This window comes from Ancylobacter koreensis (assembly GCF_023016525.1).
GTDB classification, from domain to species: domain Bacteria; phylum Pseudomonadota; class Alphaproteobacteria; order Rhizobiales; family Xanthobacteraceae; genus Ancylobacter; species Ancylobacter koreensis.
Map to the genome: position 1 here is coordinate 301,615 of NZ_JALKCG010000001.1, position 25,549 is coordinate 327,163.

At 70.3% G+C, this 25,549-nt stretch carries 25 protein-coding genes, 1 tRNA gene, 1 pseudogene and 1 CRISPR repeat array; of the genes and pseudogenes, 15 read left to right on the forward strand and 12 right to left on the reverse strand.

Features of this window, described 5'->3' with window-relative positions; translation table 11 throughout:
- Positions 1 to 56: 56 nt before the first annotated feature.
- A complete protein-coding gene (locus MWN33_RS01350; RefSeq protein WP_247198272.1) occupies positions 57 to 899 on the reverse strand; it encodes a DUF3108 domain-containing protein in 843 nt (280 codons plus the stop codon).
- A 267-nt stretch (positions 900 to 1,166) separates the two neighbouring features.
- Between MWN33_RS01350 and rpmB the strand changes: the two genes are divergently transcribed.
- Positions 1,167 to 1,460: a 50S ribosomal protein L28 gene (rpmB, locus tag MWN33_RS01355; protein WP_247198273.1), complete on the forward strand. Its 294-nt coding sequence runs from the start codon at positions 1,167 to 1,169 to the stop codon at positions 1,458 to 1,460.
- Positions 1,461 to 1,465: 5 nt separating this feature from the next.
- Positions 1,466 to 2,086 carry a queuosine precursor transporter gene (locus MWN33_RS01360; protein WP_247198274.1) on the forward strand — a complete coding sequence of 207 codons (621 nt, stop codon included), beginning with the start codon at positions 1,466 to 1,468 and terminating at the stop codon, positions 2,084 to 2,086.
- A 13-nt stretch (positions 2,087 to 2,099) separates the two neighbouring features.
- Here the strand turns inward: MWN33_RS01360 and MWN33_RS01365 are convergent, their stop codons facing one another.
- Entirely contained in the window at positions 2,100 to 3,104 is a 1,005-nt protein-coding gene (locus tag MWN33_RS01365) for an esterase-like activity of phytase family protein (protein WP_247198275.1), read from the reverse strand.
- 15 nt (positions 3,105 to 3,119) lie between these two features.
- Positions 3,120 to 3,617: a cytochrome b gene (locus tag MWN33_RS01370; protein WP_247198276.1), complete on the reverse strand. Its 498-nt coding sequence runs from the start codon at positions 3,615 to 3,617 to the stop codon at positions 3,120 to 3,122.
- Between the two features lie 306 nt (positions 3,618 to 3,923).
- Here MWN33_RS01370 and rutR point away from each other — a divergent pair, with 306 nt between their 5' ends.
- The gene (gene rutR, locus MWN33_RS01375; RefSeq protein WP_281493599.1) at positions 3,924 to 4,601 is read left to right on the forward strand and encodes an HTH-type transcriptional regulator RutR; all 678 of its coding nucleotides are present in this window, start codon (positions 3,924 to 3,926) and stop codon (positions 4,599 to 4,601) included.
- A 28-nt stretch (positions 4,602 to 4,629) separates the two neighbouring features.
- Positions 4,630 to 5,316, forward strand: coding sequence for a DsbA family protein (locus tag MWN33_RS01380; RefSeq protein ID WP_247198277.1), 687 nt, complete (start codon positions 4,630 to 4,632; stop codon positions 5,314 to 5,316).
- Between the two features lie 12 nt (positions 5,317 to 5,328).
- Here the strand turns inward: MWN33_RS01380 and MWN33_RS01385 are convergent, their stop codons facing one another.
- The gene (locus tag MWN33_RS01385) at positions 5,329 to 6,885 is read right to left on the reverse strand and encodes a bifunctional aminoglycoside phosphotransferase/ATP-binding protein (protein ID WP_247198278.1); all 1,557 of its coding nucleotides are present in this window, start codon (positions 6,883 to 6,885) and stop codon (positions 5,329 to 5,331) included.
- A gap of 201 nt (positions 6,886 to 7,086) precedes the next feature.
- On the opposite strand from MWN33_RS01385, the gene MWN33_RS01390 reads away from it, so the two are divergent.
- Entirely contained in the window at positions 7,087 to 8,145 is a 1,059-nt protein-coding gene (locus MWN33_RS01390; protein ID WP_247198279.1) for a threonine aldolase family protein, read from the forward strand.
- A 110-nt stretch (positions 8,146 to 8,255) separates the two neighbouring features.
- Here the strand turns inward: MWN33_RS01390 and MWN33_RS01395 are convergent, their stop codons facing one another.
- Positions 8,256 to 9,641 carry an aminotransferase-like domain-containing protein gene (locus MWN33_RS01395; protein ID WP_247198280.1) on the reverse strand — a complete coding sequence of 462 codons (1,386 nt, stop codon included), beginning with the start codon at positions 9,639 to 9,641 and terminating at the stop codon, positions 8,256 to 8,258.
- Between the two features lie 409 nt (positions 9,642 to 10,050).
- On the opposite strand from MWN33_RS01395, the gene MWN33_RS01400 reads away from it, so the two are divergent.
- The 10 genes from MWN33_RS01400 to MWN33_RS01445 all read left to right on the forward strand — a co-directional run bounded on the left by MWN33_RS01400 (position 10,051) and on the right by MWN33_RS01445 (position 18,125).
- Positions 10,051 to 10,533 (forward strand): MSMEG_0572/Sll0783 family nitrogen starvation response protein, encoded by a 483-nt coding sequence (locus tag MWN33_RS01400; protein ID WP_247198281.1) that lies wholly within the window; start codon positions 10,051 to 10,053, stop codon positions 10,531 to 10,533.
- Between the two features lie 65 nt (positions 10,534 to 10,598).
- Complete coding sequence (locus MWN33_RS01405) at positions 10,599 to 11,657, forward strand: Nit6803 family nitrilase (RefSeq protein ID WP_247198282.1); 1,059 nt, start codon at positions 10,599 to 10,601, stop codon at positions 11,655 to 11,657.
- Complete coding sequence (locus tag MWN33_RS01410; protein ID WP_247199757.1) at positions 11,575 to 12,717, forward strand: MSMEG_0568 family radical SAM protein; 1,143 nt, start codon at positions 11,575 to 11,577, stop codon at positions 12,715 to 12,717. The genes MWN33_RS01405 and MWN33_RS01410 overlap by 83 nt, the downstream gene beginning before the upstream one ends.
- Positions 12,714 to 13,268, forward strand: coding sequence for an MSMEG_0567/Sll0786 family nitrogen starvation N-acetyltransferase (locus MWN33_RS01415; RefSeq protein WP_247198283.1), 555 nt, complete (start codon positions 12,714 to 12,716; stop codon positions 13,266 to 13,268). Before MWN33_RS01410 ends, MWN33_RS01415 begins: the two co-directional genes overlap by 4 nt.
- Position 13,269: 1 nt before the next feature.
- The gene (locus MWN33_RS01420) at positions 13,270 to 14,289 is read left to right on the forward strand and encodes a sll0787 family AIR synthase-like protein (protein ID WP_247198284.1); all 1,020 of its coding nucleotides are present in this window, start codon (positions 13,270 to 13,272) and stop codon (positions 14,287 to 14,289) included.
- The gene (locus MWN33_RS01425) at positions 14,286 to 15,455 is read left to right on the forward strand and encodes an MSMEG_0565 family glycosyltransferase (RefSeq protein ID WP_247198285.1); all 1,170 of its coding nucleotides are present in this window, start codon (positions 14,286 to 14,288) and stop codon (positions 15,453 to 15,455) included. Before MWN33_RS01420 ends, MWN33_RS01425 begins: the two co-directional genes overlap by 4 nt.
- On the forward strand, positions 15,448 to 15,735 hold the full coding sequence (locus MWN33_RS01430; RefSeq protein WP_247198286.1) for an MSMEG_0570 family nitrogen starvation response protein: 288 nt from the start codon (positions 15,448 to 15,450) through the stop codon (positions 15,733 to 15,735). The genes MWN33_RS01425 and MWN33_RS01430 overlap by 8 nt, the downstream gene beginning before the upstream one ends.
- 16 nt (positions 15,736 to 15,751) lie before the next feature.
- Positions 15,752 to 17,017 carry an MSMEG_0569 family flavin-dependent oxidoreductase gene (locus MWN33_RS01435; RefSeq protein ID WP_247198287.1) on the forward strand — a complete coding sequence of 422 codons (1,266 nt, stop codon included), beginning with the start codon at positions 15,752 to 15,754 and terminating at the stop codon, positions 17,015 to 17,017.
- Entirely contained in the window at positions 17,014 to 17,904 is an 891-nt protein-coding gene (locus MWN33_RS01440) for a Pnap_2097 family protein (RefSeq protein WP_247198288.1), read from the forward strand. The genes MWN33_RS01435 and MWN33_RS01440 overlap by 4 nt, the downstream gene beginning before the upstream one ends.
- Before the next feature lie 146 nt (positions 17,905 to 18,050).
- Positions 18,051 to 18,125 (forward strand) — tRNA-Gly (locus MWN33_RS01445).
- Positions 18,126 to 18,772: 647 nt separating this feature from the next.
- Positions 18,773 to 19,797: a CRISPR direct-repeat array (repeat unit 32 nt; unit sequence GTTTCGATCCACGCCCCTGCGTGAGGGGCGAC).
- 183 nt (positions 19,798 to 19,980) lie between these two features.
- Here MWN33_RS01445 and cas2 read toward each other — a convergent pair.
- From cas2 to cas5c, 7 genes and pseudogenes are all read right to left on the reverse strand, one after another.
- Positions 19,981 to 20,271 carry a CRISPR-associated endonuclease Cas2 gene (gene cas2, locus MWN33_RS01450; protein ID WP_247198289.1) on the reverse strand — a complete coding sequence of 97 codons (291 nt, stop codon included), beginning with the start codon at positions 20,269 to 20,271 and terminating at the stop codon, positions 19,981 to 19,983.
- Between the two features lie 3 nt (positions 20,272 to 20,274).
- Positions 20,275 to 20,916 (reverse strand): CRISPR-associated endonuclease Cas1, encoded by a 642-nt coding sequence (gene cas1, locus MWN33_RS18980; protein WP_343312670.1) that lies wholly within the window; start codon positions 20,914 to 20,916, stop codon positions 20,275 to 20,277.
- Positions 20,917 to 20,981: 65 nt separating this feature from the next.
- Positions 20,982 to 21,314 (reverse strand): annotated as a pseudogene (locus MWN33_RS18985) (CRISPR-associated endonuclease Cas1); the annotation flags it as partial.
- A gap of 7 nt (positions 21,315 to 21,321) precedes the next feature.
- Positions 21,322 to 21,975 carry a CRISPR-associated protein Cas4 gene (cas4, locus tag MWN33_RS01460; protein WP_247198290.1) on the reverse strand — a complete coding sequence of 218 codons (654 nt, stop codon included), beginning with the start codon at positions 21,973 to 21,975 and terminating at the stop codon, positions 21,322 to 21,324.
- 9 nt (positions 21,976 to 21,984) lie between these two features.
- Positions 21,985 to 22,926: a type I-C CRISPR-associated protein Cas7/Csd2 gene (gene cas7c / locus MWN33_RS01465; RefSeq protein ID WP_247198291.1), complete on the reverse strand. Its 942-nt coding sequence runs from the start codon at positions 22,924 to 22,926 to the stop codon at positions 21,985 to 21,987.
- A complete protein-coding gene (cas8c, locus tag MWN33_RS01470; RefSeq protein ID WP_247198292.1) occupies positions 22,916 to 24,733 on the reverse strand; it encodes a type I-C CRISPR-associated protein Cas8c/Csd1 in 1,818 nt (605 codons plus the stop codon). The genes cas7c and cas8c overlap by 11 nt, the downstream gene beginning before the upstream one ends.
- Positions 24,730 to 25,407: a type I-C CRISPR-associated protein Cas5c gene (gene cas5c / locus MWN33_RS01475; RefSeq protein ID WP_247198293.1), complete on the reverse strand. Its 678-nt coding sequence runs from the start codon at positions 25,405 to 25,407 to the stop codon at positions 24,730 to 24,732. The genes cas8c and cas5c overlap by 4 nt, the downstream gene beginning before the upstream one ends.
- Positions 25,408 to 25,549: the final 142 nt, after the last annotated feature.

Below are 25,549 nucleotides of genomic sequence, written 5' to 3' on the forward strand. Positions count from 1 at the left end.
CCCGCACTTTGCCCGCGCCGCCGGGAAATGCCCGAGGGCGACTAGGGCACACCCGCCTATGGCACGCCGGCCTTGGAGGGGGTGGCGCGCCGGCCGATCATCGGCTCCGTCTCGAAGCTCTCGGCGTCGAGCCGGGCGACGCCGATGGCGGTGGTCACGGCGGCGCGGAACGGCACCATCACCTTGGTGCCGGCGACCGGCACCAGCCAGACGAACATGTCGCGGTTCTTCATCATGTACTTCACCGCGCTGCGGCTCGGCCGGTGGCCGGAGACCGGGCGGTAGGCGATGCGGCAGACCACGGAGGGGCCGCTATAGCCCTTCTCCGCCTTCACGTCCTCGACACGCTCGAAGCTGAGTTCGAGGTCGTAGCGCTGGCGCCCGTCATAGATGGAGAGCACGCGCTCGCAGGCCTTGGCCGAGAACGGGTCGGCCCCGGCCGGCACCGCGATCAGCGCCGCCGTCATCGGGTCGAGCACGCCCTTGCGGTCCTTGTCGGTGATCGGCACCCGGTCCGGCGCCGGGTTGATCGGCGGCTCAATGCGCGTGTCGGTGACGCCGGAGGCGTTCATGACGATGCGGATGGCCTCGGCCTTCTTGTCGGATTCGGCCTGCATGGCGAAGCTGCGCGGCGCCGGCGCCCCGCGTTCCATCACCCCGCGCGCGCCTGCCGTGCCCTTGCCCGGCGCCACCGCCTGCGCGACGCCGGTGAGGCGCCCGCTGCCCGAGGCGATATAGGACTTGTCGTCGATCTCGATGATCAGCGCCGCGCGGCCGAGTTCCAGCCCGCCGAGCGACATCAGGTAGCGCGCTTCGAGACGGCCATCCGCGCGGGCGTCCGTCATCGCCGCGCCCGCCCCGCCAAGCGCCAAAACCGCCGTGAGGCAGAACCTCAGCATGAAGGCAACAATCCCGAATCGCCTGCGCGCCATCGCAGGAGCGCCCTTTATCCGTGTTTTCGGATGAGCTTGGAAGGCGGCGGAACTGTGACTCGCTTCCCTCACGAAAACGCCAGCCCGGCGGCGCGCAGCCTGCGCCGGCAGCCTTGACGGCACGGGGGCGGTTCCTTATAGGAGCGCACTCTTAATTTCCACGGATGCCGCATGCGGGATCGTCGGGCACTTCGTCCTGCGACGCACCGGCTGCGAAGAATAAGGAAGTCCACGATGTCCCGTCGGTGTGAACTTACCGGGAAGGCGGTTCTGACCGGCAATCTCGTGAGCCACTCGAACCGCAAGACCCGTCGGCGCTTTCTGCCGAACCTGGTGAACGTCACGCTCACCAGCGACGTGCTGAAGCGGTCGGTGAAGCTGCGCGTGAGCGCCAACGCCCTGAAGACGGTCGACCATCGCGGCGGCCTCGATGCGTTCCTGATCAAGGCCCGCACCGAAGAGCTGTCGCCGAAGGCGGCCGAGCTGCGTCGCGCCCTCATCAAGGCGAACGAAGCCGCCGCCGCCTGAGCGCGATGAAGCTCGCCGGCACCGAGATCGCGATTTCGAGGCTCGCTCTCCCCGTCATCTCCATGATGGCGGTGGTGGCGGCCTCGAATGTGCTCGTGCAGTACCCGGTCGAGCATTTCGGCCTGCAGGAGGTGCTCACCTGGGGCGCCTTCACCTATCCGCTGGCCTTTCTCGTCAACGACCTGACCAACCGCCGCTTCGGCCCCGCCGTGGCGCGGCAGGTGGTCTATTTCGGCTTCGCGCTGGCGGTGCTGCTGTCGATCTATCTGGCGACCCCGCGCATCGCGCTCGCCTCCGGCACCGCCTTCCTGTTCGGCCAGCTGCTCGACATCGGCGTGTTCAGCCGTCTGCGCCGCAGGAGCTGGTGGCAGGCGCCGCTCGCCGGCAGCCTGATCGGCTCGGCGCTCGACACGGCGCTGTTCTTCTCGCTCGCCTTCGCGGGCGATGCCGACATGTCCTTCCCCGTCACCTACGCCTCGACCGGCATCACCGTGCCGCTCTGGATGGGCCTCGCCTGGTTCGACTTCCTGGTGAAGGTCGGCTGCGCGCTCCTTGCCCTGCTGCCCTATGGCGCGCTGATGGGCTGGCTGCGGCCCTGGACCACCACCGGCGCTACCGCGCGCTGACGCTTCCTTATTCCTATTCGACGACCACGAAGCGCAGCAGCAGCGTGCGCTGCAGGGCGGAGAAATTGTCGTCCGAGATCAGGGTGAGGATCAGCTCGCCCGCCGCGTTGCGGTGCAGGGCGAGCCCTTCCATGTTGTCGATGGCGGCGAGACGGTTGGCGGTGATCAGCACCTCGCCTTCGATCAGCGCGCCCGGCCGGATCTCGGCGAGCGGGAATCGGCGGATGCGCATGGCGACGCCGCGCAGCAGGTCGAAACGGCGCTCCAGCAGATAGACCCTGCCATCATCGGCGAGCGCCGCATCGGTGGCGCTGAATTCGTCGGTGCGGAGAAGCGCGAAGCGGCCGGTCAGTACCGGCTTCGTCAGCGGCGCGAACAGAAAGCCGGGCAGGCGCGCGGGGTCGGTCGGGCTTTCCTCGGCGATCACGATCACCGCCGCCGGGTCGCCGCCCGGCGGCGCCAGCATCGCTTCCGGCCCTTCATTGGAGCCGAGTTCGGCCAATGCCGGATCGGCAATCAGCCGCCGGCCGGCAGCCGCCGTGGGGTCCGGGCCGGGAAACAGCCAGACCTCCTGCCGCCGCTCGATGCCGACCAGAGTGCCCGCCGGGGTGCGCACCAGCGATTCGACGTCGCCGCGCCCGCGCGCCGCCAGCGTGCGCCCATCCGCCCCGCGCATCGGCAGCAGCCGGGCATCGGCGACGCCGGTCGGGCGGTCGCCCTCGGAGAGGAGGCGGCCGGTGAGCCAAAAGCCGCGGTCGGTCACGGCGAGGAAGCCGGCACCGTCCGGGTCGATGCTGAGGCCGGACAGGCCGCCGAAATCCGTCGCCGTCGAGTTCAGCACCAGCCCGCCACGAAATTCCAGCGGCCCGAACCGCGTCGCGCCACCGCCGTCGAAACGCTCGATGGGGGTCGCGGTGACGACGATGGAATCGGTGGGCGTGGAGGGGGTGGTCTGCGCGCCGGCCGTCACCGGGGCGAGCAGCACCAGGCACAGAAGGAGCGCGCGGCGGGAGACCATATCCGGGCGTTCCGTTCAGCGGCCGGGCGGCAACATGCGCGCCATCAGCCCGTCGCGCCGCACGAACTGGTGCCACAGCGCCGCCGCCACGTGGAGCACGACGATGCCGGCGATGACATAGGCGAGCGCGACATGCACCTTGCCGGTGCCCAGGCTCTTGCCAAGGGCCGTGGTGGTCACGGCGCCGAGGATCGGCTGCACGAGAATGGCAAGGTAGAGCAGCCCGTGCGTGGCGTGCGCGGCAATGGCGGTGAGCCGACCCATCCCCTCCGGCAGCGGCGGGGCGGCGTGGGTCAGCCGCCAGCCGATGCGCAGCACCGCCAGCGCCAGCACCGCATAGCCCGCGAAGAGATGGACGCGGAACAGGTAGAAGCGCGGCGGCGATCCGCGCTCGAAGAAGCCCCAGCTCCAGCCGGTCGCGAACTGCACCAGCACCAGCGCCGCCACCGACCAGTGCAGCAGGCGGGCGATGCGGTCGTAGCGGCTCGGCACGAGGGCGGCGGAAGCGGGCATGGTCGGCGGAACCTTTCGTCGGTCGAAACGCGATGTCGAATCGGACGGCGCGAGCACTGCGCATATTGCGGCGCGTTTCGTTTCCATGCCATGTCATTGATAGGGCGTTGACGGGACGAATGTCGGGAGCGGGCGTTGTCGCAGGCGGATTCCACCAGCCGACGCGCGGCCCGCGCGGGGCGCCCGGCTGAGCCGGGCGCGAAGGTTGCGAAGGCCGCCGTCATCAGGCCGGTCACTCCCAAACAGGTCACGGGCAAACAGATCGCGGGCAAACAGATCGCGGGCAAGCAGATCACCGGCAAGCGGTTGCCCGCGCCGGGCGGCGCGGCTGCCGAGGGCACGCGCCACGGCCGCGCCAAGACGCCGACGCGCCTCAAGCGCATCGAGGCCAAGCGCAACGCCATCCTCGACGCCGCGCTGTCGCTGTTCTCGCGCTACGGCCTGCACGGCACCACGGTGGAGGAGATCGCCCGCACCGCCGGCGTCTCCAAGACCAACCTGTTCTACTATTTCGCCTCCAAGGAGGAGGTCTATGTCGGCGTGCTGAGCCGCCTGCTCGACCAGTGGCTGGACCCGCTGCGCGAATTGCAGCTCGACACCGACCCGATCAAGGGCATCGGCGAGTATATCCGCCGCAAGATCCTGTTCTCGCGCACCCATCCGGAAGCCTCGCGGCTGTTCTGCCTGGAGATGGTGCAGGGGGCGCCGCTGCTGCGCCACGAGCTGGAGACCTCGCTGAAGGAGCTGGTCGACGCCAAGGCGCAGGTCATCCGCGCCTGGACCGCCGCCGGCAAGCTGGGGCCCATCGACCCGCACCACCTCATCTTCTCGATCTGGGCGACCACGCAACACTACGCGGATTTCGCCTCGCAGATCGACGCGCTGCTGAATACGGGGCTGGACGACGAGCGCTTTGTCGAGGAGGCTACGCGCAACGTGCAGCGGATCATCCTCGACGGGCTGCGCGTCAGGCAGGGCGGCTGAGCCTTCGCCGCCGATAAGGATACATCCTATGAAGCGCCGCGCGCTGCTCCTCTCCGCCGCCGGCCTTCCGCTTGCCGCCGCGCTGCTTTTCCTGAGCCTGCTTGCCGGCCCGTTTGCCGCCCCGCTGCGCGCGGCGACGCCCGACGTGCCGGCCGACACCATCCGCCAGCCGCGCCCGCTCGATGTCGAGGCTCTGCTGAACGACCCGCAGGCGCCGAACACCGGCAACCCGAAGGGCGACGTCACCATCGTCGCCTTCTTCGACTACAATTGCGGCTATTGCCGCAAGTCGATGCCCGCGCTGGAAAAGCTCGTCGCCGAGGACGGCAATATCCGCCTCGTCTACAAGGACTGGCCGATCCTGTCGAAAGGCTCGGTCACCGCCGCCCAGCTCGCCCTCGCCGCCGGCTACCAGGAGAAATATGTCGCGGCCCACAAGGCGCTGATGAAGGTGCCCGGCAACGCTTCCACCGAGCGCATGAGCGAGGCGCTGGCCGACGCGGGCATCGACCGCAAGCAGCTGGCGAAGGATCTGAAGACCCACGCCGCCGACATCGGCGCCCTGCTCGGCCGCAACAATGACCAGGCCGAGGCGCTCGGCCTGCCGGGCACGCCGGTCTATCTCGTCGGCCCCTACAAGGTCGCCGCCGCGCTGGATTACGAAGGCTTCAAGCAGGTGGTGCAGGACGCCCGCGAGCGCGCCGCCGGGCGCTAGCTTCCCGCACCTTCACCCTTCCGCGTCCAGCCGCGCCGCCGCCCGCGCCAGCACCGCCGCGCGCGGGCCGGAACTGTCGAGCGTCACCCAGTCGAGCGGGCCGATCTCGCGCCCGGCCTGCCAGCGCACCACCTCCGGCGTCGCGTCGGAGGCATCCCCCCGGCGTCCGGCCACCCGCTCCTCAAGCGCCGCGACGGGCGCCTCCAGCCAGAGCCCGAGAAAGTCCACCCCGCTCTCCCACGCCACCTCGGCGATGGCCGCGCGCTCGTCGGCGCGCTGGTGCACGGCGTCGACGATCACCCCGTGGCCGATGGCGAGGATCGCCTCGGCGCGCGCCCGAAGCGCCGCATAGACCGCCTGCGTCGCCTCCATGGAATAGGCATCGGGCGGCAGGCGCTCCAGCTCCGGCGTGCCGTGGAGCCGCTTGCGCTCGACATCCGAGCGCAGATGCACCGCGCCGGGCAGCGGCCCGACGCGCGGGGCAAGATGGGCCGCCAGCGTGCTCTTGCCGGTGCCGGAGAGCCCGCCCACCGCCACCAGCCGCACCGGGCGCGGCGCCAGCGCGGCCTCGGCATAGGCGAGATAGGCCCGCGCCTCCCGCGCGGCCTCTTCCCGCGCCGCGCCGGTCCGCTGCGCCCGCGCGGCGACCGTCACCTGCGCACGGATCGCCGCCCGCAGCGCGAGGAAGAGCGGCAGCGCGGCGAGCCCGTCATAGGGCGGGGTGTCGCCGCAGGCGATCAGGTAGCGGTTGAGCAGAAAATTCGCCTCGAAGGCGAGACCGCGCACGCCGATATCCATCAGCAGGAAGGCGAGGTCGTAGAGACGGTCGGTGGTGGCGAGAGCCTCGTCGAATTCCAGCGCGTCGAACAGCACCGGCCGGCCGTCGATGAGCGCGATGTTGCGCAGATGCAGGTCGCCATGGCAGCGCCGCACCTCGCCGGCCGCCGCCCGGCGGGCGAGCAGCGGCTCCAGCCGGTCGAACGCCTCGGCGAAGGCGGCGTCGAGCGCGGCCACGCGGGCGGGCGCCAGCACGTCGGGCGCCTCTTCCAGCCCCGCGATCACGTTGCGGACGACGGCGCGCAGCTCGCGCCCGGTCTGCCCCCGCGCCGGCACAGCCTGCCGGTGCGCCGCCTCGATGCTGGCCGCCAGCGCCGCCAGCAGCGACGGTGACAGCCCCCCGCGCGCAGATACATGGTCCAGCGTCGCGTTCTCGTCGAAGCGGGCCATATGCACCGCCCATTCGACGATTTCGCCCTCCCCGCCCAACGCCAGCACGCCGTCCCGGCGCGTCACCGGCACGAGGCCGAGATAGAGGCCGGGCGCGCTCGCCCGGTTCAGCTCAACCTCGCGCGCGCAGGCGTGCCGGCGTTTTTCGGGGGTGGAGAAATCCATGAAGGAGAAGCGCACCGCCCGCTTCACCTTGTAGACGTCCGGCCCCGCGAGGAAGACGGCGGCGCCGTGCGTGTCGATGCGCCGGACCTCGCCCTCCCCCAGCCCGTAGGTAGCGGGGTCGGCCAGCAGGCGGAACACCGGCTCCTGGTCGGCGACGACGTGATCTGCGGTAGTCATGCTGCGCACCTGTGTGCCGCCAATCTACAACAGCCCCGCCGCCCCGCCATACGGCAAGCAGCGGAGGCGGGCGTCATATTCGCGTCTCCGGGCAGGTAGCGGGCCGGCGCATTTGAGGATGGGAGCGCGCGCGGATTCGCCGTAAAGGGAAGCCTCAACAGGCATCCGCCGCCCCCTCCGCCGCCCCCGACAGGACATCCCGTGACCGCACCCGCGCCCCCCAACCGCCGCCCGCCCGGCTTCGGCAGCGACAATGTCGCCGGCGTCTCCCCCGCCATCCTCGCCGCGCTCGCGGCGGCCAATGAAGGACCGATGCCTTCCTATGGCGCCGACGAGATTTCCGCGCGCGTCGAGGCCCGGCTTTCCCAGCTGTTCGAGCGCGAGGTCGCCGTCTTCCTCGTCTCGACCGGCACGGCGGCCAACGCGCTGTCGCTCGCCGCGCTCACCCCGCCCTGGGGCGCCGTGCTGTGCCACGCGGAGAGCCATATCGAGAACGACGAATGCGGCGCGCCCGAATTCTTCAGCGGCGGGGCGAAGCTCATCCACGTGCCGGGCGCCGAGGCGAAGATCGACCCGCAGGCGCTGGCCGAGGCGGCCCGTCGCAATCGGGGCGACGTGCATTGCGTGCAGCCGGCGGCGGTGTCGATCACGCAGGCGAGCGAGCTCGGCACGCTCTATTCGGTGGCGGAGACCGCCGCCATCGGCGCGGTGTGCCGGCAGGCCGGCCTGCCGCTCCACATGGACGGCTCGCGCTTCGCCAACGCGGTGGCGGCGCTCAGTGCCAGCCCGGCGGAGATGACGTGGAAGGCGGGAGTGGATGTGCTCTCCTTCGGCGCCACCAAGAACGGCGCGCTCGGCGTCGAGGCCATCGTGCTGTTCGACCGCGAGCGCGCGGGCGAGCTTGCGTTCCGCCGCAAGCGGGCCGGCCACCTCTCCTCCAAGATGCGCTTCCTCGCCGCGCAGATGGAGGCCTATCTCGCGGACGACCTGTGGCTCGCCAATGCCCGGCAGGCCAATGCCATGGCGGCGCGGCTGGATGCCGGGCTGCGCGCGCTGCCCGGCGTCACGGTGCAGGGCCGGGTCGAGGCCAACATGCTGTTCGCTCAGCTGCCGCAGACGATGATCGAGGGCCTGCTGGCGCAGGGCTTCCGCTTCTACACCGACCGCTGGGGCGCGGGCGTGGTGCGCCTCGTCACCTCCTTCGCCACGCGCGAGGAGGACGTCGACCGGCTCCTCGAGGCGGCGGCGAAGCTGGGGTAGCTCCCATCGTCATCCCGGCCGAAGCGTAGCGGAGAGCCGGGATCGCTCGCCGACTTCACGCGATCCCGGATCGGCTTGCGGCCGTCCGGGATGACGGCTTGCGCGCGGCCTCACATCACCGAGGAGACCACCTCGGGCGATTCCTCCAGCGCGTGGGCAATGTAGTCGAGCGCCGAGCGGATCTGCGCGCGGCTCGACGGGCCGCCGAGGCACACGCGCACCGCCTCGCTCGCCGGCCCCGCCACGGTGAAGGCGTCGCTCGCCACCACGCCGATGCCCGTCGTGCGCATGTGGCCGACGAAGGCCGAGCGCGTCCACGGCGCGGGCAGCTCGATCCAGAGATTGAAGCTCAAGGGATCGGCGCGGAATGAGCCGGCGGGCAGCAGCTCGGAGGCCAGCGCCTGCCGCGCCGCCGTCTCGGCGCGGATGAAGCGCAGCAGCGTGTCGGCGGTGCCGTCCTCGATCCAGCGGGTGGCGAGCGCCGTGGTCAGCGGCGAGGCCATCACGCTCGCCGTGCGCAGCGCCGCCGCGAAGGGGTAGCCCGAGCGGGCATCCGGCACCACCACATAGGCGGCGCGCAGGCCCGCGCCGATGCATTTGGCGAGGCCGGCAATGTGCCAGGTCAGATCCGGCGCGATGGCGGCGAGCGGGGGCGGGCCATGCGCGGGAATGAAGCCGTAGGCGTCGTCCTCGACGATCGGCACGCCGAAGCGCCGCGCCACCGCCGCGATGGCCGCGCGCCGCCCCTCGGGGATTGTCAGCGTGGTCGGGTTCTGCAAGGTCGGGTTGAGGTAGAGCGCCTTGGGCGCGTGCGTGCGGCAGGCGTCGGCGAAGGCATCCGGGTCGATGCCGTCGGCGTCCATCGGCAGGCCGACCAGCTTCAGCCCCAGCTGGGCGGCGACGGCGCGCGCGCCGGGATAGGTGATCGCCTCGCTCAGCACCACATCGCCGGGCCGGGCCAGCAGGCCGAGAATGCCGAGCAGCGCGGGATGCGCGCCGGGCGTGACGAAGACGCGCTCCTGCGCCGGCACCAGCGCGCGCCGGCTCAGCCATGCGGTCGCCGCGTCCTTGTCGGCGCGGGTGCCGCCGAAGCCCTGGTAGCGCAGCAGGCCGACGAGATCGCGCCCGACCTCGGCGAGCCCCTCCTGCATGCGCTCGATCAGCGCCGGGTCGTCCGGCTCGGGCGGCAGGTTCATCGAAAGGTCGACGCCGCCGGCGCGCGGCGCGGTCGCCGGGCGCGGCCGGGCGCGCGGGGCGCCGGTGACGAAGGTGCCCTGCCCGACGCGCGATTCCACGAGGCCGCGCTTCTGCGCCTCGACATAGCCGCGCGCCACGGTGGTGAAGTCGATGTCGAGCTTCGCGGCCAGCTTGCGCTGCGGCGGCAGCCGGTCGCCCACGGTGAGCCGCCCGGCCCGTATGTCCTCGGCGATCAGATCGGCGATGGCGAGGTAGCGCGGCTTGTCCGAGCGGGCGAGGTCGGGAATCCAGTCGGCCATCGGTCGTCACTCTTCTCGTCGTCATCCCGGGCGGCCAAAGGCCGATCCGGGATCGTTCCCCACCCGGCACGCCGCCGCGCTTACCCCTGCTATAGCACGGCTGAATTGACTGTATAATGTTGCAAAGGTGGCGTGTCACCACTGGTCCACAAATTGCTGCATACGTTGTTGTGCGTAGGCCGGTGCGCCGCCTGCGCAGGAAGCGGGCATTTTCCTGCCCTTCGACTAAGCGTCAGCCTGTGTTTTCAACAGATCCGCAACGCTCTGACTCGTCTGATTGAATGTATTATTGAATGTAAAATGACTGTTTTGCTGATTCTTTGTTCATTCCATCAATTGGCACATTGATTGCAATTCCCTCTGGCACGGACCGGCACGCCGCCGGATCCATCCAGTCAAGGAGAGCGACATGGCCACCATCACCGTGCCGGCCCACCAGAAGGGCGACGTCCTGGTCGATTACGAGGACAAGAAGTTCGAGGACGTGAAGGCCGCACCCGGCGAGAAGGCGCTCGTCACCTTCCACACCGTCGCTTTCGAGGGCTCCATCGGCCTCGTCAACCTGCTGCAGGCCTCCCGCCTCATCCAGAAGGGCTTCGAGACCTCGGTGCTGCTCTACGGGCCCGGCGTCACGCTCGGCGTGCAGCGCGGCTTCCCCAAGATCGGCGACGAGGCTTTCCCCGGCCATCTCAACTTCAATGGCCGCATCGAGAAGATCATCAATGACGGCGGCAAGGTCTATGCCTGCCGCTTCGCCCTGCAGGCGCTCTACGGCCATGGCGAGGGCGCGCTGATCCCCGGCGTCATCCCGATCTCGCCGCTCGACGTGCTCGACATCGTGCTCGTCCACCGGCGCGACAACGCCTTCATGCTCCACACCTGGACGCTGTGACGGGCGCTCCCGGACCGGCGGCGCCGCCGCCGGCCGGGACGCGACCAAAGCCGACGGAGGCCGCCATGGCGGAAAAGAGAATTGTCCGTGTCGGCGCGGTGCAGATCGCGCCTGACCTCGACAGCCTGGAGGGCACGCTCACCCGCGTGCTCGCCGCGCTGGAGGAGGCCGCGGGCAAGGGGGCAAAGCTCGTGGCCTTCCCCGAGACCTTCCTGCCCTGGTACCCCTATTTCTCCTTCGTGCAGCCGCCGGTGCTCACCGGGGCCGAGCACATGCGGCTTTACGAGCAGGCGGTGATCGTGCCCGGCCCGGTGACGGAGGCGGTGTCCGCGAGCGCCCGCCGGCTCGGCGTGGTGGTGGTGCTCGGCGTCAACGAGCGCGACCACGGCTCGCTTTACAACGCCCAGCTCGTCTTCGACGCCGACGGCAGCCTCCTCCTCAAGCGCCGCAAGATCACCCCGACCTTCCATGAGCGGATGATCTGGGGCCAGGGCGACGGCGCCGGCATCCGCGCCGTCGACACCGCCGTCGGCCGGGTCGGAGCACTCGCCTGCTGGGAGCACTACAACCCGCTCGCCCGCTACGCGCTGATGACCCAGCACGAGGAGATCCACGTCGCCCAGTTCCCCGGCGCGCTGGTCGGGCCGATCTTCGCCGAGCAGATCGAGGTGACGATCCGCCACCACGCGCTGGAATCGGGCTGCTTCGTCGTCAACTCCACCGGCTGGCTCACCGAGGAACAGGTCGCCCGCCTCTCCCCCGACGAGCGGCTGCGCAAGGCGCTCACTGGCGGCTGCATGACCGCGATCGTCTCGCCGGAGGGCAGCCATGTCGTGCCTCCGCTCACCTCCGGCGAGGGCATCCTCATCGCCGATCTCGACATGGCGCTCATCACCAAGCGCAAGCGGATGATGGATTCGGTCGGCCACTACGCCCGCCCGGAACTGCTCAGCCTCAACCACGACACCCGGCCCGCCGTGCCCGTGCACATGCAGGCCGCTCCCTCCTTTGCCAGCTACGGGAGTGCTTCCGATGAAACCGATGGACCCGGCGACCGAGCTCAGGCCGCTGCCGACGGAGCACCTGATCAACGAGTTGCAGTCCTACGGGGTGCGGCTCGTTGATCCCCGCGCCGGCGCCGATTCGCGCCGTGGCGGGGCCGGTCCTTCCGACCACAAGGCGATGACCATCGACGGCATGACCGTCATGGTCCCCGTACACACGGCGCCGGCCTTCGAGAGCCCCTATCTCGTCGAGAAGCCGGACGCCTATGGCCGGAGCCGCATCAGCCGGGACGGGCTGGTGCTCGGCGAGGTGTCCTTTCCGCTCCAGCCGAAATTCTACGGCCTCTCCACGGCGGACGGCATTCCCTATTCCAAGATCGCCGTGCTGCACGGGCGCGACGTGCTGGCGACCACGGTGCTGCAGAGTTGCATCCGCTACCAGAGCCGCACCAAGACCTGCCAGTTCTGCGCCATCGGCCAGTCGCTGGCCGCCGGCCGCACCGTCGAGCGCAAGACGCCCTCCCAACTCGCCGAAGTGGCGAAGGCCGCCGTCGAGCTCGACGGCGTGAAGCACATGGTGATGACCACCGGCACCCCGCCCGGCAAGGATCGCGGCGCGGCCATCCTCGCGGAGAGCGCGCGGGCGGTGAAGGCGGCGGTGGACCTGCCCATCCAGGTGCAGTGCGAGCCGCCGGACGACGATGCGTGGTTCGCGAAGCTGCACGCCGCCGGCGCCGACGCGCTCGGCATGCATCTGGAGGCCTGCACCGAGCCAGTCCGCCAGAAGATCATGCCCGGCAAGGCGCAGGTCTCGGTGGAGCGTTATTTCGAAGCCTTCGCCGCCGCCGTGCCGGTGTTCGGGCGTGGGCAGGTCTCGACCTACATCCTCGCCGGCCTTGGCGACAGCGCGGAGGACATCCTCGCCGTGTGCGACCGGCTCACCCGCATGGGCGTCTATCCCTTCGTGGTGCCCTTCGTACCGATCTCCGGCACGCCGCTGGAAAGCCACCCCACGCCCTCGCCGGCCTTCATGAATTCCATCCTCGGCCCGCTGTCGGGAATGCTGCTGGCGACCGGGCTGAAATCCATCGAGGTGAAGGCGGGCTGCGCCAAATGCGGCGCCTGCTCGGCCCTGTCGACCTATGAGCGGCGCACCCGCGCGCCGGGGGGCTGCGCATGATCTTCGAGCCCTTCCGCCCCTTCCTCGCCTCCGACTTCCAGGTGAAATTCGCCACCCAGACCTGGGAGCGGCGCTGCGCGGGCGCGCTGCGCCGTCGGGTGTTCTGCGAAGAGCAGGGCCTGTTCGGCGGCGACGACCGCGACGGCATCGATGAGGTGGCGATCCCCATCGTCGCGGTCTCCATGCTCGGTCTGCTGGCCGACGACGTGGTCGGCACGGTGCGCGTCCACGAGGCCGAGCCGGGCGTGTGGTGGGGCTCGCGTCTCGCCGTGGCGGAGGAGTACCGCAAGGTCGGCGCGCTCGGCGCCGCGCTCATCCGCCTCGCCGTCTCCTCCGCCCATGCGCGCGGCTGCACACGCTTCCTCGCCCATGTGCAGGCGCAGAACGGCCTGCTGTTCCGCCGCCTCCACTGGCACATCGTCGAGGAAAAGGAGTTGCACGGCCGCCCGCATTATCTGATGCAGGCCGACCTCGCCCATTACCCCCCCATCCACGACGCCGAGACCGGGCTGCGCGCCTTCCCGCGCAGCGCCGCGCGGAAGGCGGCCTGACATGGCCGGGCTCGCCCTCCCCACCGCCGCCTTCGAACAGGTTGCAAGCCGGCTACGCGCCTCGGCGGGACTGGCGGCGAAGGCCGACATCGCGCGTGCCGCCGCCCGCCTCGGCCTCGACGGGCGCGAGGCGGTGCGCGTGGGCGACGACTGCGCGGCAATCCCGGACGGCGACGGCTTCCTGCTCCTCGCCATCGAAGGCTTCATGAACGAGTTCGTCGCCGGCGACCCGTGGTTCGCCGGCTGGTGCGGCGTGATGGTGAACCTCTCCGACATCGCCGCCATGGGCGGGCGCCCGACCGCTGTGGTCGACGCCGTCTGGGCGCATGGCGAGGCCGGCGCCGCGCCGGTGCTGGAAGGTCTGCGCGCCGCCTCGCAACGCTACGGCGTGCCCGTCGTCGGCGGCCACACCAATCTGACGTCCGACCGCAGCCAGCTCTCGGTCGCCGTGCTGGGCCGGGCGAAGCGGCTGCTCACCTCCTTCGACGCGCGCCCCGGCGAGACGCTGATCGCCGCCATCGACCTGCGCGGGCGCTACCGTGAGCCGTTCTCCAACTGGGAGGCGGCGACCGATGCCCCGGCCGCCCGGCTGCGCGGCGATCTCGACGTGCTGCCCTTCATCGCCGAGGCCGGCTTCGCGCGCGCGGCGAAGGACATCAGCCAGGGCGGGCTGGTCGGCACCGGCGCGATGCTGGCGGAAGGCTCCGGCGTCGGGCTGCGCATCGAGCTCGGCAAGGTGCCCGCCCCCGAGGGTGTCGACCCCGCGCGCTGGCTGATGAGTTTCCCGAGCTATGGCTACCTGCTGACCGCGACGCCAGAGGCGGTGCCGGCGGTGCTCGCCGCCTTCCTCGGCCGCGGCATCGCCGCCGCCGCCATCGGCTCGGTGACGGCCGACCGCCGGGTGCGCGTCGGCGCCGGCCCGCTGGAGGAGACGATCTGGGACTTTTCCCGCGCGCCGCTGATCGGCTGCGGCCCGCCCGCCCCGGCGGACATGACGGCAACGACGGAGGACGCGGCATGAGCCTCGCCCCGGATCGCCCGCTGCGCATCGCCGTCCTCGCCCATTCCACCAATCCGCGCGGCGGGGTGGTGCACGCGCTGGAACTCGGCGACGCCCTCGCCCGGCTCGGCCACGAGGCCGTGGTCCACGCGCCCGACCCGAAAGGCGCCGGCTTCTTCCGTCCGACCCTGTGCGCCACGAAAAGCGTGCCGGCCTCTCCGGTCGGCACGGACGTGGCCGAGATGGTGCGCATCCGCGCCGCCGATTACGTGAGCCATTTCGGGAACCCCTCGCATCGCCGTTTCGACGTCTTCCACGCGCAGGACGGCATTTCCGGCAATGCGCTGGCGACGCTGCGGGAGCGTGGGCTGATCGCCGGCTTCGCCCGCACCGTCCATCATGTCGACGCCTTCGCCGATCCGGCGCTTCAGGCGCTCCAGCGACGCGCCATCGTGAGCGCCGACCGGCATTTCGTGGTGAGCCGGATGTGGCGCGACCAGCTCGCGGCCGAATATGGGCTGGAGCCGGTCATCGTCGGCAACGGCGTCGACCGCGCCCGCTTCTCTCCCGTGCCGGACGGGCGCGAGGCGGGCCTGGCGCAGCGTCTCGGCCTCGGCCCGGGGCCCATCGTGCTGAGCGTCGGCGGGGTGGAGGAGCGCAAGAACACACGGCGCATCCTGGAGGCCTTCGTCCAGCTCCGCGCCCTGCATCCGCGCGCGCAGCTCGTCATCGCCGGCGGCGCCACCGTGCTGGATCACCATGTCTACCGGGCCGGCTTCGCCGCCGCGCTCGATGCCTCCGGCCTGCCCGCCGACGCGGTGGTCCGCACCGGCCCGCTGGCGCAGGAGGACATGCCCGCCCTCTACCGTCTCGCCGACGTGCTGGCCTTCGCCTCGGTGAAGGAAGGGTTCGGCCTCGTCGCGCTGGAGGCGATGGCCTGCGGCGTGCCGACCGTCGTCTCCGCCATCGCCCCCTTCACCGAGCATATCGGCGCCCGCGAGACGGTCTGGTGCGACCCGTTCCATGCCGCGTCCATCGCCGATGCGCTCGTGCTGGCGCTCAAGCCCGAGAACACGGCGCGGCTTGCCGCACGCGGCCCCAGGGTCGCTGCCCGCCACGGCTGGGCGGAGACCGCGGCCGCGCATCTGCCGACCTATCGATACCTCGCGGAGACCGTCCATGCCTGAAATGCGCTTCACCGTCCGCTGGCCGGACGGCACGCGTGAGGGCTGCTACTCGCCCTCACTCGTCATCAAGGACTATTTCCGGCCCGGCGAGAGCTACCCGCTGGCCGATTTCCTCACAATGAGCCGCGAGGCTCTGACCATCGCCAGCCAGCGCGTCGAGGCGCGCTACGGCTTCCCCTGCTCGCGCGCCATGGGCCAGCTCGCCCGCATCGAGGCCGTGGCCCGCACATTCTCAGCCTTTCCCAATGCCCGCGTCGCCGTCGAAACCTTCGACGCGTGAACCCCGGAGACACGACATGAACGAGAACCGCGTCCAGCACTACCCGGTGGTCATCGTCGGCGGCGGCCAGGCCGGCCTGTCGACCAGCTATCACCTCACGCAGCAGGGCATCGGCCATCTCGTGATCGAGAAGAACAAAGCGATGCACGCCTGGGCAACCCAGCGCTGGGACAATTTCTGCCTCGTCACGCCGAACTGGCAGTGCGACCTGCCCGGCCATCCCTATGACGGGCCGGAGCCGGACGGCTTCATGGTGAAGGAGCAGATCCTCGCCTATCTCGACGGCTTCCGCGCCAAGGTCGATCCGCCGATCCGCGAGGGCGTGGCGGTGCGCCGGGTGACGCCCCGCGCGGAAGGCGGTTTCCACGTCTCCACCACCTCGGGCGACATCAGCGCCGACCATGTGGTGGTGGCCTCCGGCGGCTATCACGAGCCGGTGGTGCCGCGCATGGCCGAGCGCCTGCCGCCCGCCATCGCGCAGATCCATTCGGCGCAATACCGCAATGCCGGTCAGCTTCCCGAAGGCGCGGTGCTCGTGGTGGGTTCGGGCCAGTCCGGCGCGCAGATCGCCGAGGACCTGCACCTCGCCGGCCGCAAGGTCTTCCTCGCCGTCGGCAACGCGCCGCGCTGCGCGCGCTTCTACCGTGGCCGCGACGTCGTCACCTGGCTCGCCGACATGGGCTATTACGACATGCCGGTGGAAGAACATCCCCTGCGCGAAGGCGTGCGCGACAACACCAACCATTACGTCACCGGCCGTGACGGCGGACGCGACATCGACCTGCGCAAGTTCGCGCGCGAGGGCATGGAGCTCTACGGCGTGCTGCGCGACTATGACGGGGCGAAGCTCGTCTTCGACACCAACCTGAACGCCGCGCTGGACGAGGCCGACCGCACCTATAACGGCATCAACGCCGCCATCGACAGGCACATCGCCGAGAAGGGCATCGAGGCGCCGCCGGCCTCGCGCTACGAGCCGGTCTGGCAGCCGGCCGGCGAACGTCCGACCCTCGACCTCGCCGCCTCCGGCATCGCCGCCATCGTCTGGTGCATCGGCTTCCGGCCGGATTTCCGCTGGCTCGACGCGCCGGTGTTCAACGGCGCCGGCCACCCCCAGCACCGGCGCGGCGTGACGGCGAGCACGGGCGTCTACTTCATCGGCCTGCCCTGGCTGCACACCTGGGGTTCCGGCCGCTTCGGCAGCGTCGGGCGCGACGCCGCCCACATCGTCGACCACATCGCCGCGCGCCTCGCCGGCGCCGGGCGGGAGAGCGCGGCATGAACATGGCCCTGCCCAATGCCGCCTTCGTGCCGGACCTGCCGCTCGACGGCGGGACGGTGCCGGCGATGGAAGGAACGGTCCGCCTCGGCATGCCGCAGCTCGCGCTCGGCGGCCTGTCGGAAAGCTGGCTGCTGAAGGAGCTCGGCGACCGCCACTGGATGCTGCTGGCCCGCATGGCAGGGCGCGACGTGCCCGATTTTCGCGATGCCGACGGCGCCCCGGTCTATGCCGCCTTCTCCGCACTCGCGGTGAAGGACGCCGATTTCGCCGCGCCCGGCGAGAACGACCGGCTCACCATCCGCTCCGACATCGCCCGCGTCTCGCGCACGCAATGCGCCAGCCGCCACGCCTTGAGCCTCGCCGGCCGCCCGGTGGGACAGGTCGAACTGGTCTCCGCCTTCGTGCGCCGCGCCACCGGCGGGGGCAACCACACAGTGGCGCGCGTCGCGCTGGAAGGCTTCCCCCCGCCCCCCGCGCCCGTGCCCGACGGGCTGGCGGGCCGGGCGGCAGCGCTGCGGGCCGGCCGGCTCGCCGTGCCGCCCGGCTTCGCGTTCGACAGCGCGGCGCAAGGGGGCAGCTTCGAGATCGACCCCTGCCCGGTGCAGGATTTCAACGGCGCCGGCTTTCTCTATTTCGCCAGCTTCGTCGCCTTCGTGGACCGCGCCGAATGGCACTTCGACGGACGGCGCGCGCCACGCGCGACAACGCTGCGTCGCGAGGTGTTCTTCTCCGGCAACATCGACCCCGGCGAGCGGCTGCGCGTGCGCTGGCTGGCGGCGCGGCGCGCGGAGGGGCGCGCGGAGGGGCGTCTTGCCCATCATTGCCGGCTGGAGCGCGCGGGCGACGGCGCCCGCCTCGCCGATGCCTTCACGCTGCGGGCGGTGTAGCGGCGCGGCAGCGAGAACGCCCGGCTATCGCCCGTGTCATCGAGCTGTGAGAAAAGCTGCGAAAGCCCGTTGCATTCCCCGCGAGGCTGGGGCATAGAGACGGCCCGTTCGGGAGCGGCTGTCAACGCCGCCCGGACATGGAGCGAGCGGGTGTAGCTCAGGGGTAGAGCACAACCTTGCCAAGGTTGGGGTCGTGGGTTCGAATCCCATCGCCCGCTCCAGATTTTCCCAGATGAAGACAGATTCCTTGCGCACCCCTTCTAGGGGCGGCGCACACCGTGCGATTGACGCCCCTACGTGAGGGGCGACGCTCCAGCGCCTCGCGAGTCGTCTCGATAGGCTGGTTTCGATCCACGCCCCCGCGTGAGGGGCGACCTGGCTTCCCCGGCGTCTTCGCGGAGCTTCAGGCGTTTCTATCCACGCCCCTGCGTGAGGGGCGATGTGGTGATAGCCGTAGAGCTTCATGGCGGCCTCAGTTTCGATCCACGCCCCTGCGTGAGGGGCGACGCTGCTGCTGCCGGGCAAGGTCGTCGAGGCCACGGTTTCGATCCACGCCCCTGCGTGAGGGGCGACATCGCGCCGGCCGAAGGCCGCGTCGTCCATGGCGTTTCGATCCACGCCTCTGCGTGAGGGGCGACCATCGAGGCAGCGGGCGGCGCCTGCCTCTGGCCGGTTTCGATCCACGTCCCTGCGTGAGGGGCGACCGCTGCCCGTACTCGCCGACGCGCCGACGAACAGGTTTCGATCCACGCCCCTGCGTGAGGGGCGACGACCGGGATGCAGCGTTGCTCGCCATCCCACAGGTTTCGATCCACGCCCCGCGTGAGGGGCGACTGGATGTCATAGCCGAGCGAGGCGAGGTTCGCCTGTTTCGATCCACGCCCCTGCGTGAGGGGCGACGTCGGCGCGGCCGTGGTGGACACGTAGCGCCGCACGTTTCGATCCACGCCCCTGCGTGAGGGGCGACGTGGCCGCGATCTGCTCCGAGCGGCTGGCCTTCCTGTTTCGATCCACGCCCCTGCGTGAGGGGCGACGGGCGACGTGGCTGCGGCAAGGGCGATGGGACGATGTTCGATCCACGCCCCTGCGTGAGGGGCGACATGGCGTCGCCTACATCCAGGCGGCATGGATTCGCGTTTCGATCCACGCCCCTGCGTGAGGGGCGACACTTCAGAGCGTCGCCGCCAACGCCGAAGCGCTCGTTTCGATCCACGCCCCTGCGTGAGGGGCGACACCTGCCGCTGCACCGCGCCGCCATATTGGCGTTCGTTTCGATCCACGCCCCTGCGTGAGGGGCGACATAATGACACCGCCGGTCGGAATGCGCGGCAGCTGTTTCGATCCACGCCCCTGCGTGAGGGGCGACGCCTCGTCCCCAAGGGCCTGCTCATAGGCCTCCATGTTTCGATCCACGCCCCTGCGTGAGGGGCGACTCGGAATACGCGGCAGCTGGATCGACATATCCACGTTTCGATCCACGCCCCTGCGTGAGGGGCGACGGCGTTCCTCGTCGGGTCGGTCCAAGCGCAACCCGTTTCGATCCACGCCCCTGCGTGAGGGGCGACAACCGACTGTGAAGGCCATCAGCTCCGGCCGCACGTTTCGATCCACGCCCCTGCGTGAGGGGCGACGTGCGCATCTGCTTCACTCCGCAGCAGCGCTGAAGTTTCGATCCACGCCCCTGCGTGAGGGGCGACCGGCGCCGGCACCGGCGGCGGTACGCTGCCGGGTGTTTCGATCCACGCCCCTGCGTGAGGGGCGACAAGAGCCGCGTGGCTCACATACTCGGACGTTCAGTTTCGATCCACGCCCCTGCGTGAGGGGCGACATCTACCGACGGTTCCCACGTGCCCCACTGCTTGTTTCGATCCACGCCACTGCGTGAGGGGCGACGGCTCCCTCACTAACACGCTGGCGATAAAAGGAGAAAACCGCTGATCGCGCGATCCTCGGCGCGTGGGGGGTGACGCCGGCGGCGGAACCGGGTTTTGAGGAGGGTTTTCGAGGGGCCGCAACGGTTTGCGGGCTGCGCGAACCGCCTGGGGCCGGCATGTGCGCTCGAGGTTCGCGCAGGGCTCAGAACAGCAGCGGCCCGTCGAGATCGAGGGTCCGCTTGGCCCCGACATGCTCGACGCGGCGCCTGCCGTCCGCGCCGAGCCGATAGAAGCGCAGGCTGTCGGTCGTCTCCTCGATCTCGGCGATGAGCCGCGCCCGCAGCGCCACCCATTGCGACGGGTCGACCTCGCATTCGAACACCGAACTCTGCACACGCTGGCCATAGTCGAGGCAGGCCCGCGCGACACGGCGGAGCCGGCGGCGGCCGGCAGCCGTCTCGGTCCGCACATCATAGGCGACCAGCATCAGCATGCATCATTTCCACACAAAGCCGGGATAGCCGTCGAGATCGCCGCGCAGATGGCGGGCCAGAAGCTGCGCCTGGGCGTGGGCCACAAGGCCGAGCGGCATCGTCTCGCCGAGGAAGGGGTGGGTAAGTTCGTCGCGCTTGCGCTCCTGCCAGGCGACGAGAACCTGCTTGCGGGCGGCGTCGGTCAGCCGGACCCCGCCCGCGTCCTCGACGATGAAATCGCCCGGCGCGAGCTGCCGGCGATTGATGAGGCTCAGCGCCAGCCGGTCCGCGAGGACGGAGCGCAGTTCCTCCATCAGGTCCAGCGCGAGGCTGGCGCGGCCCGGCCGGTCGGCGTGGAGGAAGCCGACCTGCGGGTCGAGGCCGTGCGCCTCCAGAGCGGAGCGGCAGTCATGCCCCAGCAGCGCGTAGAAGAACGACAGCAGCGCGTTCACCCGGTCCAGCGGCGGGCGGCGCGAGCGGCCGCCGAAGACGAAGGCGGGATCACCGGACCGCAGGAGATGGTTGAAGCAACCGAAATAGGCCTGCGCCGCCTCCCCCTCCAGCCCGCGCAGAAGCTCGACGCCCGGCGCGCCGAGGGTGCGGCGGGCGACATCGGTGAGGCGCCGTTCGGCGGCCTCCAGCGCCTCCCGGCCGGCGGCCGGCAGGGTGCGCCATGGTCGCGCAGCGCCCGGCGGATGACGGTGCGCTGGTTCGCGGCCTTGGCGGCGACGATGCCGCGCACGATGGGGACGCCGCGTGCGGGATCGTCGACGGCGCGAAACTTTGCGCGGCGCAGCAGGACATTGCCGGTGCGCGGCCCCTCGACGCGGGCGAGGAAACGTCCGTTGGGGTCGAGATGCGACAGCGTGATTCCGGCTTCCGCGCAGGCGGCGAGCAGCGCCGGCGAGGCACCCGGCCGGCCGAAGCTGACCACGCCCTCCAGCATGTGCAGCGGCGCGCGTCCGCGCTCCGTGCCGTCGACCTCGACGACCAGATTGGCGCCGTCCTTGCGCAGCCAGGCGTCTTCGCTGGTGACGTAGATGGTGTTGAGCATGCGCCGCATGGCCGCCTCACGATCCGATCTGCGCGGCGAGCCAGCGCGCCACCGAAGGCGGCCTTTCCAGCCGGGCCGGCTGGCACAGGGCTTCGAGCGAGCAGCGCCGGCAGGCCGGCATATGGACCGGCGGCGGCGTCACCTGGGCACCGATCATCGTGCGCGCGGCGGCAGCGGTCTGGAGCGTGAGCGACCGAAGCGCATCGTCGAAGAGCACCGGGAGGCGGCGGCGGGTTTCACCATAGAAGAGGGCGCCCTCCGTGACCGGCACGCCGAACGCCTCTTCAAGGCACATCGCCTGCGCGCAGAGCTGCACCTCGTCGGCGCGGTGCGCCTTGGGCTTGCCGCGCTTGTATTCGACCGGGAAGGGAATGCCGGGTTCGCCGCGCCGGCCGCCGTGGAATTCCACCACATCCGCCTTTCCGGTCACGCCGAGCGCCACGGAGCGCAGCGCCACGCCGCGTGCGGTGCGCACGCCCGGCCGGGCCTCGGCCCGACCGGAATCGGCCTTCTCGTGCAGCAGCCGGCCTTCGGCCGTGGCGACATCCTCAGCCCAGAGCTGCTCGACATGGATCAGCGCACATTGGCGCGGGCAGAACAGATAGTGCTGCAGCGCCGAAAGCGGGATCAGCGCCTCCTCCGTCTCGCGGTCGATCGGGGAGGCGGTCATGGCGCGGTCCTACCGCTCGATGATCTCGATGCCTTCGGGCAGGCCGTCCCGGTCGATGGTGATCGCGTAGTCCTCGAAGCTGCGGGCCGGCGGGGCGTTGTCGAGCCTCTCGTCGCCGGGCTTGTGCTGTTCTCCCCGGAACACCCGCCACGTCTTCACGCGATCGAACAGCTCGTTCGCCTTCGCGTTGCCCAGCGCCGACGCATGGCGGAAGACGATCAGCTTGCGCGTCGCCATCTCGCCGCGCGCGGCGGAGCGATCATGCTCGAACATGTTGGCGAGCGCTTCGAACAGGAGTTCGAGATCGGCGTCGGAGAAGCCGGTCCCCTTGGTCGGGTGCGAGGCGAGCGGCGCCGAGACATAGCCATGCGCGCGGTAGAGCCCGTAGGGCACGATGTGCTTGCGGCCCATGGTGCGCCCGCCCTTGGCGTCGGCATCGGCCTCCGTGGTCGCGGCGAGGCGGGTGATGGAGATTTCCAGCGGCAGGATCGGCTCGACCGAGCGGGCGAAATTGATCTGCACCGGGCCGCGCACCTGCCCGGCATTGACGCCGGTGGTCATCACCGCGCCGAAGCTGCGGATGTCCCAGAAATTGGCGCACATCCAGGCGGTGAGTTCGCGGGACTTCGCCTCGTCCTTCGGCCCCTTCTTGAGTTCGTCCGCCTTGGTGACGTCCGGCAGCACCGCCGCCCAGGCGCGCTTGTGCTCGTTGTTGAGCGTGGCGCCGTCGCGCATGTAGATCTCGTGGCCGGGCGCGTCGGGGCGGGCCAGCGCGACGTAATTGCGGATCTTGCGCTTCAGCGCGACGTCGGAGACGAGCCCCTGATTGGTCTCGGGATCGAGGCGCGGCATGTTGCCGGCATCGGGGTCGCCATTCGGGTTGCCGTTGACGACGTCAAAATACAGGACGAATTCGTGCCGGCGCGTGAGGGCGTTCGATTCACTCGTCATTGTCGTGTTCCTCTGCGTCGGCGGCGGCGAGTTCGGCCTCGGCTTCGCGGCTGACGAACTGGCCCTTGCGCTGGTGGTAATAGCCGAGCACGAAGCGGCCCTGCGCTTCGAGCGGGAGCGAACGCGGCAGGTGGTCGTCGAGGCGGTTGGTGATTTCCTCGATCTCGCGCTCCAGCCAGACGCCCTTGCCGCTCTTGCGCAGCTTGCCGAGATGGTTCTGCACGCCGCGCATGAGGATCGGGAAGACGCTGGCCGGCGTTGCCGAAGCGGCGCCGAAATAGCGGTCGCGAATGGTGGCGTTGACCTTGCCGAGCGCCATGCGCTGCGCCGTCTCGTAGGCGGCAAACAGGCGGCCGAGCTGATAGGCCGGGTCGGCATTCTCCCTGTGGAGACTCACGGGCAGTTCCTCCTTGGCGCGGTCATGGCTTTCGGGCGCGTGCGGGTCCGGCAGTTTCAGGCGGAAATCGCGGGCGAGCACCGCCCGGATGACTGCGGCGTGCCAGCCGGTGGCGGGGTCGTCGCCCGCGCGCAGCCGCATGATCGCCGCCGCCAGCAGCGAGCGCGGATAGCGCGTGCCTTCCAGCACCGCGCGGGCGACCTCACCGGCCAGCAGCGGCGGGATGTTGTCGTATTTCTCCAGCATGGCCGTGGTCTTGAGCAACAGCCAGGAGATGGAGGGCGGCCGCTCGCCCCAGGGCGTCGGCTCGATGGTGAGGTCGCGGTAATGCGCGGCCAGACGCTGCGCGAACGCGCCGAAATCGTCGCTCAGCCAGTAGCGTACCGAGAGGCGGGCAGCGTTGGGCGCGAGGCCGAGCACGTGGAAGCGGGTTCGCGCATGCAGCCGGGCATCGATAGCCTCGACCGGGCGCCCCTCCATGACGAGTTCCAATTGTTCGCGAATATTTCGCGCCTGATCGGCATCGTCGGGCGGCTCGATCGCCGTGGCGAAAAAGTTCTCCGCCGCCTGCGCCGCCGCCTCGTCGGCAACTTCCGAGGTGTCCGCCCAGAACACCACCGTCGCGTCGCCGATGCCGCGCGACAGGCGGTTGCGGCTGGCGCGCTCCAGCATACCGTTTAGCGCGGCGCCGTAGCGGAAAGCCGCAGCCTCGGAAGTCGGGGCGTTGTCGCCCTGCTCTTTGCCGTAGGAGGTGAAGGCGTCGAGATTGAACGACACCAGCGCGGCGCCCGAGGATTGCGCGCCATTGACGCCCTTGATGGTGGGGTGAAGTCGCCGCGCGACGGCCGTATTTCCGGTGACGAGGCAGGCCACGCGCGCCCCGTCGCCGCCTGTCCGTCCGTCCAGAAGGGTGCGCGCTGCCTCGCGCTCGTGAAGGAGGCGCATGTCTCCCCGCAGGCGGAAGACCAGGTTGGCATCGAGCATGTCGGGATGGAAGGGCGGGGCGTCGAAGCGTTCCGGCGTCCAGCCTTCCAGGAAGCGACGCAGCGCGACGAGGCCGGGATCGGAGGCGGCGGCGAGCAAGTCGAGATGTGCGGTCCTGAAGGCTTCGTGCTCCAGCGCCGTGCGGTTGCTCCCGCTCGCCGTGCGGCCGAGCACATAGGCGCTCTTGTCCCAGAACAGGTTGGGCAGGATACCGGCGGTCCGCTTGACGGCTGCCGGGACGGACAACAATTGCGGCACCAGCTTCTTGCCGCTCGACGCCCGCAGGTCGATGACCGCGAGGGGCGCGCCCTCTTCCGAAATTTCGATCGCGAAGCCGATCTTCTCGCGCGAGAAGCCCGGCGGCTCGGCCTCCCCCCGCGCGGCCATCCGTTCATAATAGGCGTCGAGCGACTGCAGGATCGTCACGCCACCGTCCCCCCGGCGAGGCAGGCGTTGACGTCCAGCACGCCGTCGGCCAGCCGGGCGTGGAAGAACCGCGAAGTATTGCCGTCGGAAAAGTCGATGTCGTGCAGCATCCAGCCGAGATCGCGGTTGCGCTGGTCCTCCGGCAGCCGACTCTCGGGCAACGGGGCGCCGGGGGCGATCAGCTCGAAGTCCGCCACGCATTCGCGGGTGCCGAGGCAGGGGCGGTGAAAGCACTGTCCGGCCGCCGCCCGGCGGTTGAACATGCTCAAATGCTTGGCCTCGCTGTCCTCCGGGCCCGCCTTTGCCGTCAGCTCGAAATGCGCCTCGATGACATAGGCGACGTCGTTGAGGAACATGGTGGCGCGCTGCTGGCGATTGTCCTCGACCACGAGGCCGAGGCCCGCCGTGCTGCCGGCGCGCATCGCCGTGCCGGCCGACGCCGCGCTGGCCTTGGCGCCGACCTCGTTGCGGCGGAAGGACTGGAACCGGATGGGTTTCAGCACATGAATGCGATCGATGACCCAGAGGATAGCCGGCTTCCAATGGATGGCTTCGAGAATGCCCCGCGCCGCCGAGGGGGTCATCACGTCATAGGAGACGCGCTCGACCTTCATTTCCGGCCGGGTGAAACACGCCCGCTCTCCCCAGACGTGAAGCCTTACCCCGTAGGACATCGACTAACCTCGGCTGGGACACGGAACCGGCTGTACCAAGGCACCTCAATCCAGATGACCGGGCGGCGCAATTGCCGCTAGGAAAGGCAGCAGACTTTTCCACCGATGATTGCAGTGTGAGGCCCAGCATTGTCGGCCGCGA

Bases quoted from the DNA above. Each gene is read 5' to 3' on its own strand.
- MWN33_RS01350 (WP_247198272.1), bottom strand. From the start codon at position 899: ATGCTGAGGTTCTGCCTCACGGCGGTTTTGGCGCTTGGCGGGGCGGGC.
- rpmB (WP_247198273.1), top strand. From the start codon at position 1,167: ATGTCCCGTCGGTGTGAACTTACCGGGAAGGCGGTTCTGACCGGCAAT.
- MWN33_RS01360 (WP_247198274.1), top strand. From the start codon at position 1,466: ATGAAGCTCGCCGGCACCGAGATCGCGATTTCGAGGCTCGCTCTCCCC.
- MWN33_RS01365 (WP_247198275.1), bottom strand. From the start codon at position 3,104: ATGGTCTCCCGCCGCGCGCTCCTTCTGTGCCTGGTGCTGCTCGCCCCG.
- MWN33_RS01370 (WP_247198276.1), bottom strand. From the start codon at position 3,617: ATGCCCGCTTCCGCCGCCCTCGTGCCGAGCCGCTACGACCGCATCGCC.
- MWN33_RS01380 (WP_247198277.1), top strand. From the start codon at position 4,630: ATGAAGCGCCGCGCGCTGCTCCTCTCCGCCGCCGGCCTTCCGCTTGCC.
- MWN33_RS01385 (WP_247198278.1), bottom strand. From the start codon at position 6,885: ATGACTACCGCAGATCACGTCGTCGCCGACCAGGAGCCGGTGTTCCGC.
- MWN33_RS01395 (WP_247198280.1), bottom strand. From the start codon at position 9,641: ATGGCCGACTGGATTCCCGACCTCGCCCGCTCGGACAAGCCGCGCTAC.
- MWN33_RS01400 (WP_247198281.1), top strand. From the start codon at position 10,051: ATGGCCACCATCACCGTGCCGGCCCACCAGAAGGGCGACGTCCTGGTC.
- MWN33_RS01405 (WP_247198282.1), top strand. From the start codon at position 10,599: ATGGCGGAAAAGAGAATTGTCCGTGTCGGCGCGGTGCAGATCGCGCCT.
- MWN33_RS01410 (WP_247199757.1), top strand. From the start codon at position 11,575: ATGGACCCGGCGACCGAGCTCAGGCCGCTGCCGACGGAGCACCTGATC.
- MWN33_RS01415 (WP_247198283.1), top strand. From the start codon at position 12,714: ATGATCTTCGAGCCCTTCCGCCCCTTCCTCGCCTCCGACTTCCAGGTG.
- MWN33_RS01420 (WP_247198284.1), top strand. From the start codon at position 13,270: ATGGCCGGGCTCGCCCTCCCCACCGCCGCCTTCGAACAGGTTGCAAGC.
- MWN33_RS01425 (WP_247198285.1), top strand. From the start codon at position 14,286: ATGAGCCTCGCCCCGGATCGCCCGCTGCGCATCGCCGTCCTCGCCCAT.
- MWN33_RS01430 (WP_247198286.1), top strand. From the start codon at position 15,448: ATGCCTGAAATGCGCTTCACCGTCCGCTGGCCGGACGGCACGCGTGAG.
- MWN33_RS01435 (WP_247198287.1), top strand. From the start codon at position 15,752: ATGAACGAGAACCGCGTCCAGCACTACCCGGTGGTCATCGTCGGCGGC.
- MWN33_RS01440 (WP_247198288.1), top strand. From the start codon at position 17,014: ATGAACATGGCCCTGCCCAATGCCGCCTTCGTGCCGGACCTGCCGCTC.
- cas2 (WP_247198289.1), bottom strand. From the start codon at position 20,271: ATGCTGATGCTGGTCGCCTATGATGTGCGGACCGAGACGGCTGCCGGC.
- cas4 (WP_247198290.1), bottom strand. From the start codon at position 21,975: ATGACCGCCTCCCCGATCGACCGCGAGACGGAGGAGGCGCTGATCCCG.
- cas7c (WP_247198291.1), bottom strand. From the start codon at position 22,926: ATGACGAGTGAATCGAACGCCCTCACGCGCCGGCACGAATTCGTCCTG.
- cas5c (WP_247198293.1), bottom strand. From the start codon at position 25,407: ATGTCCTACGGGGTAAGGCTTCACGTCTGGGGAGAGCGGGCGTGTTTC.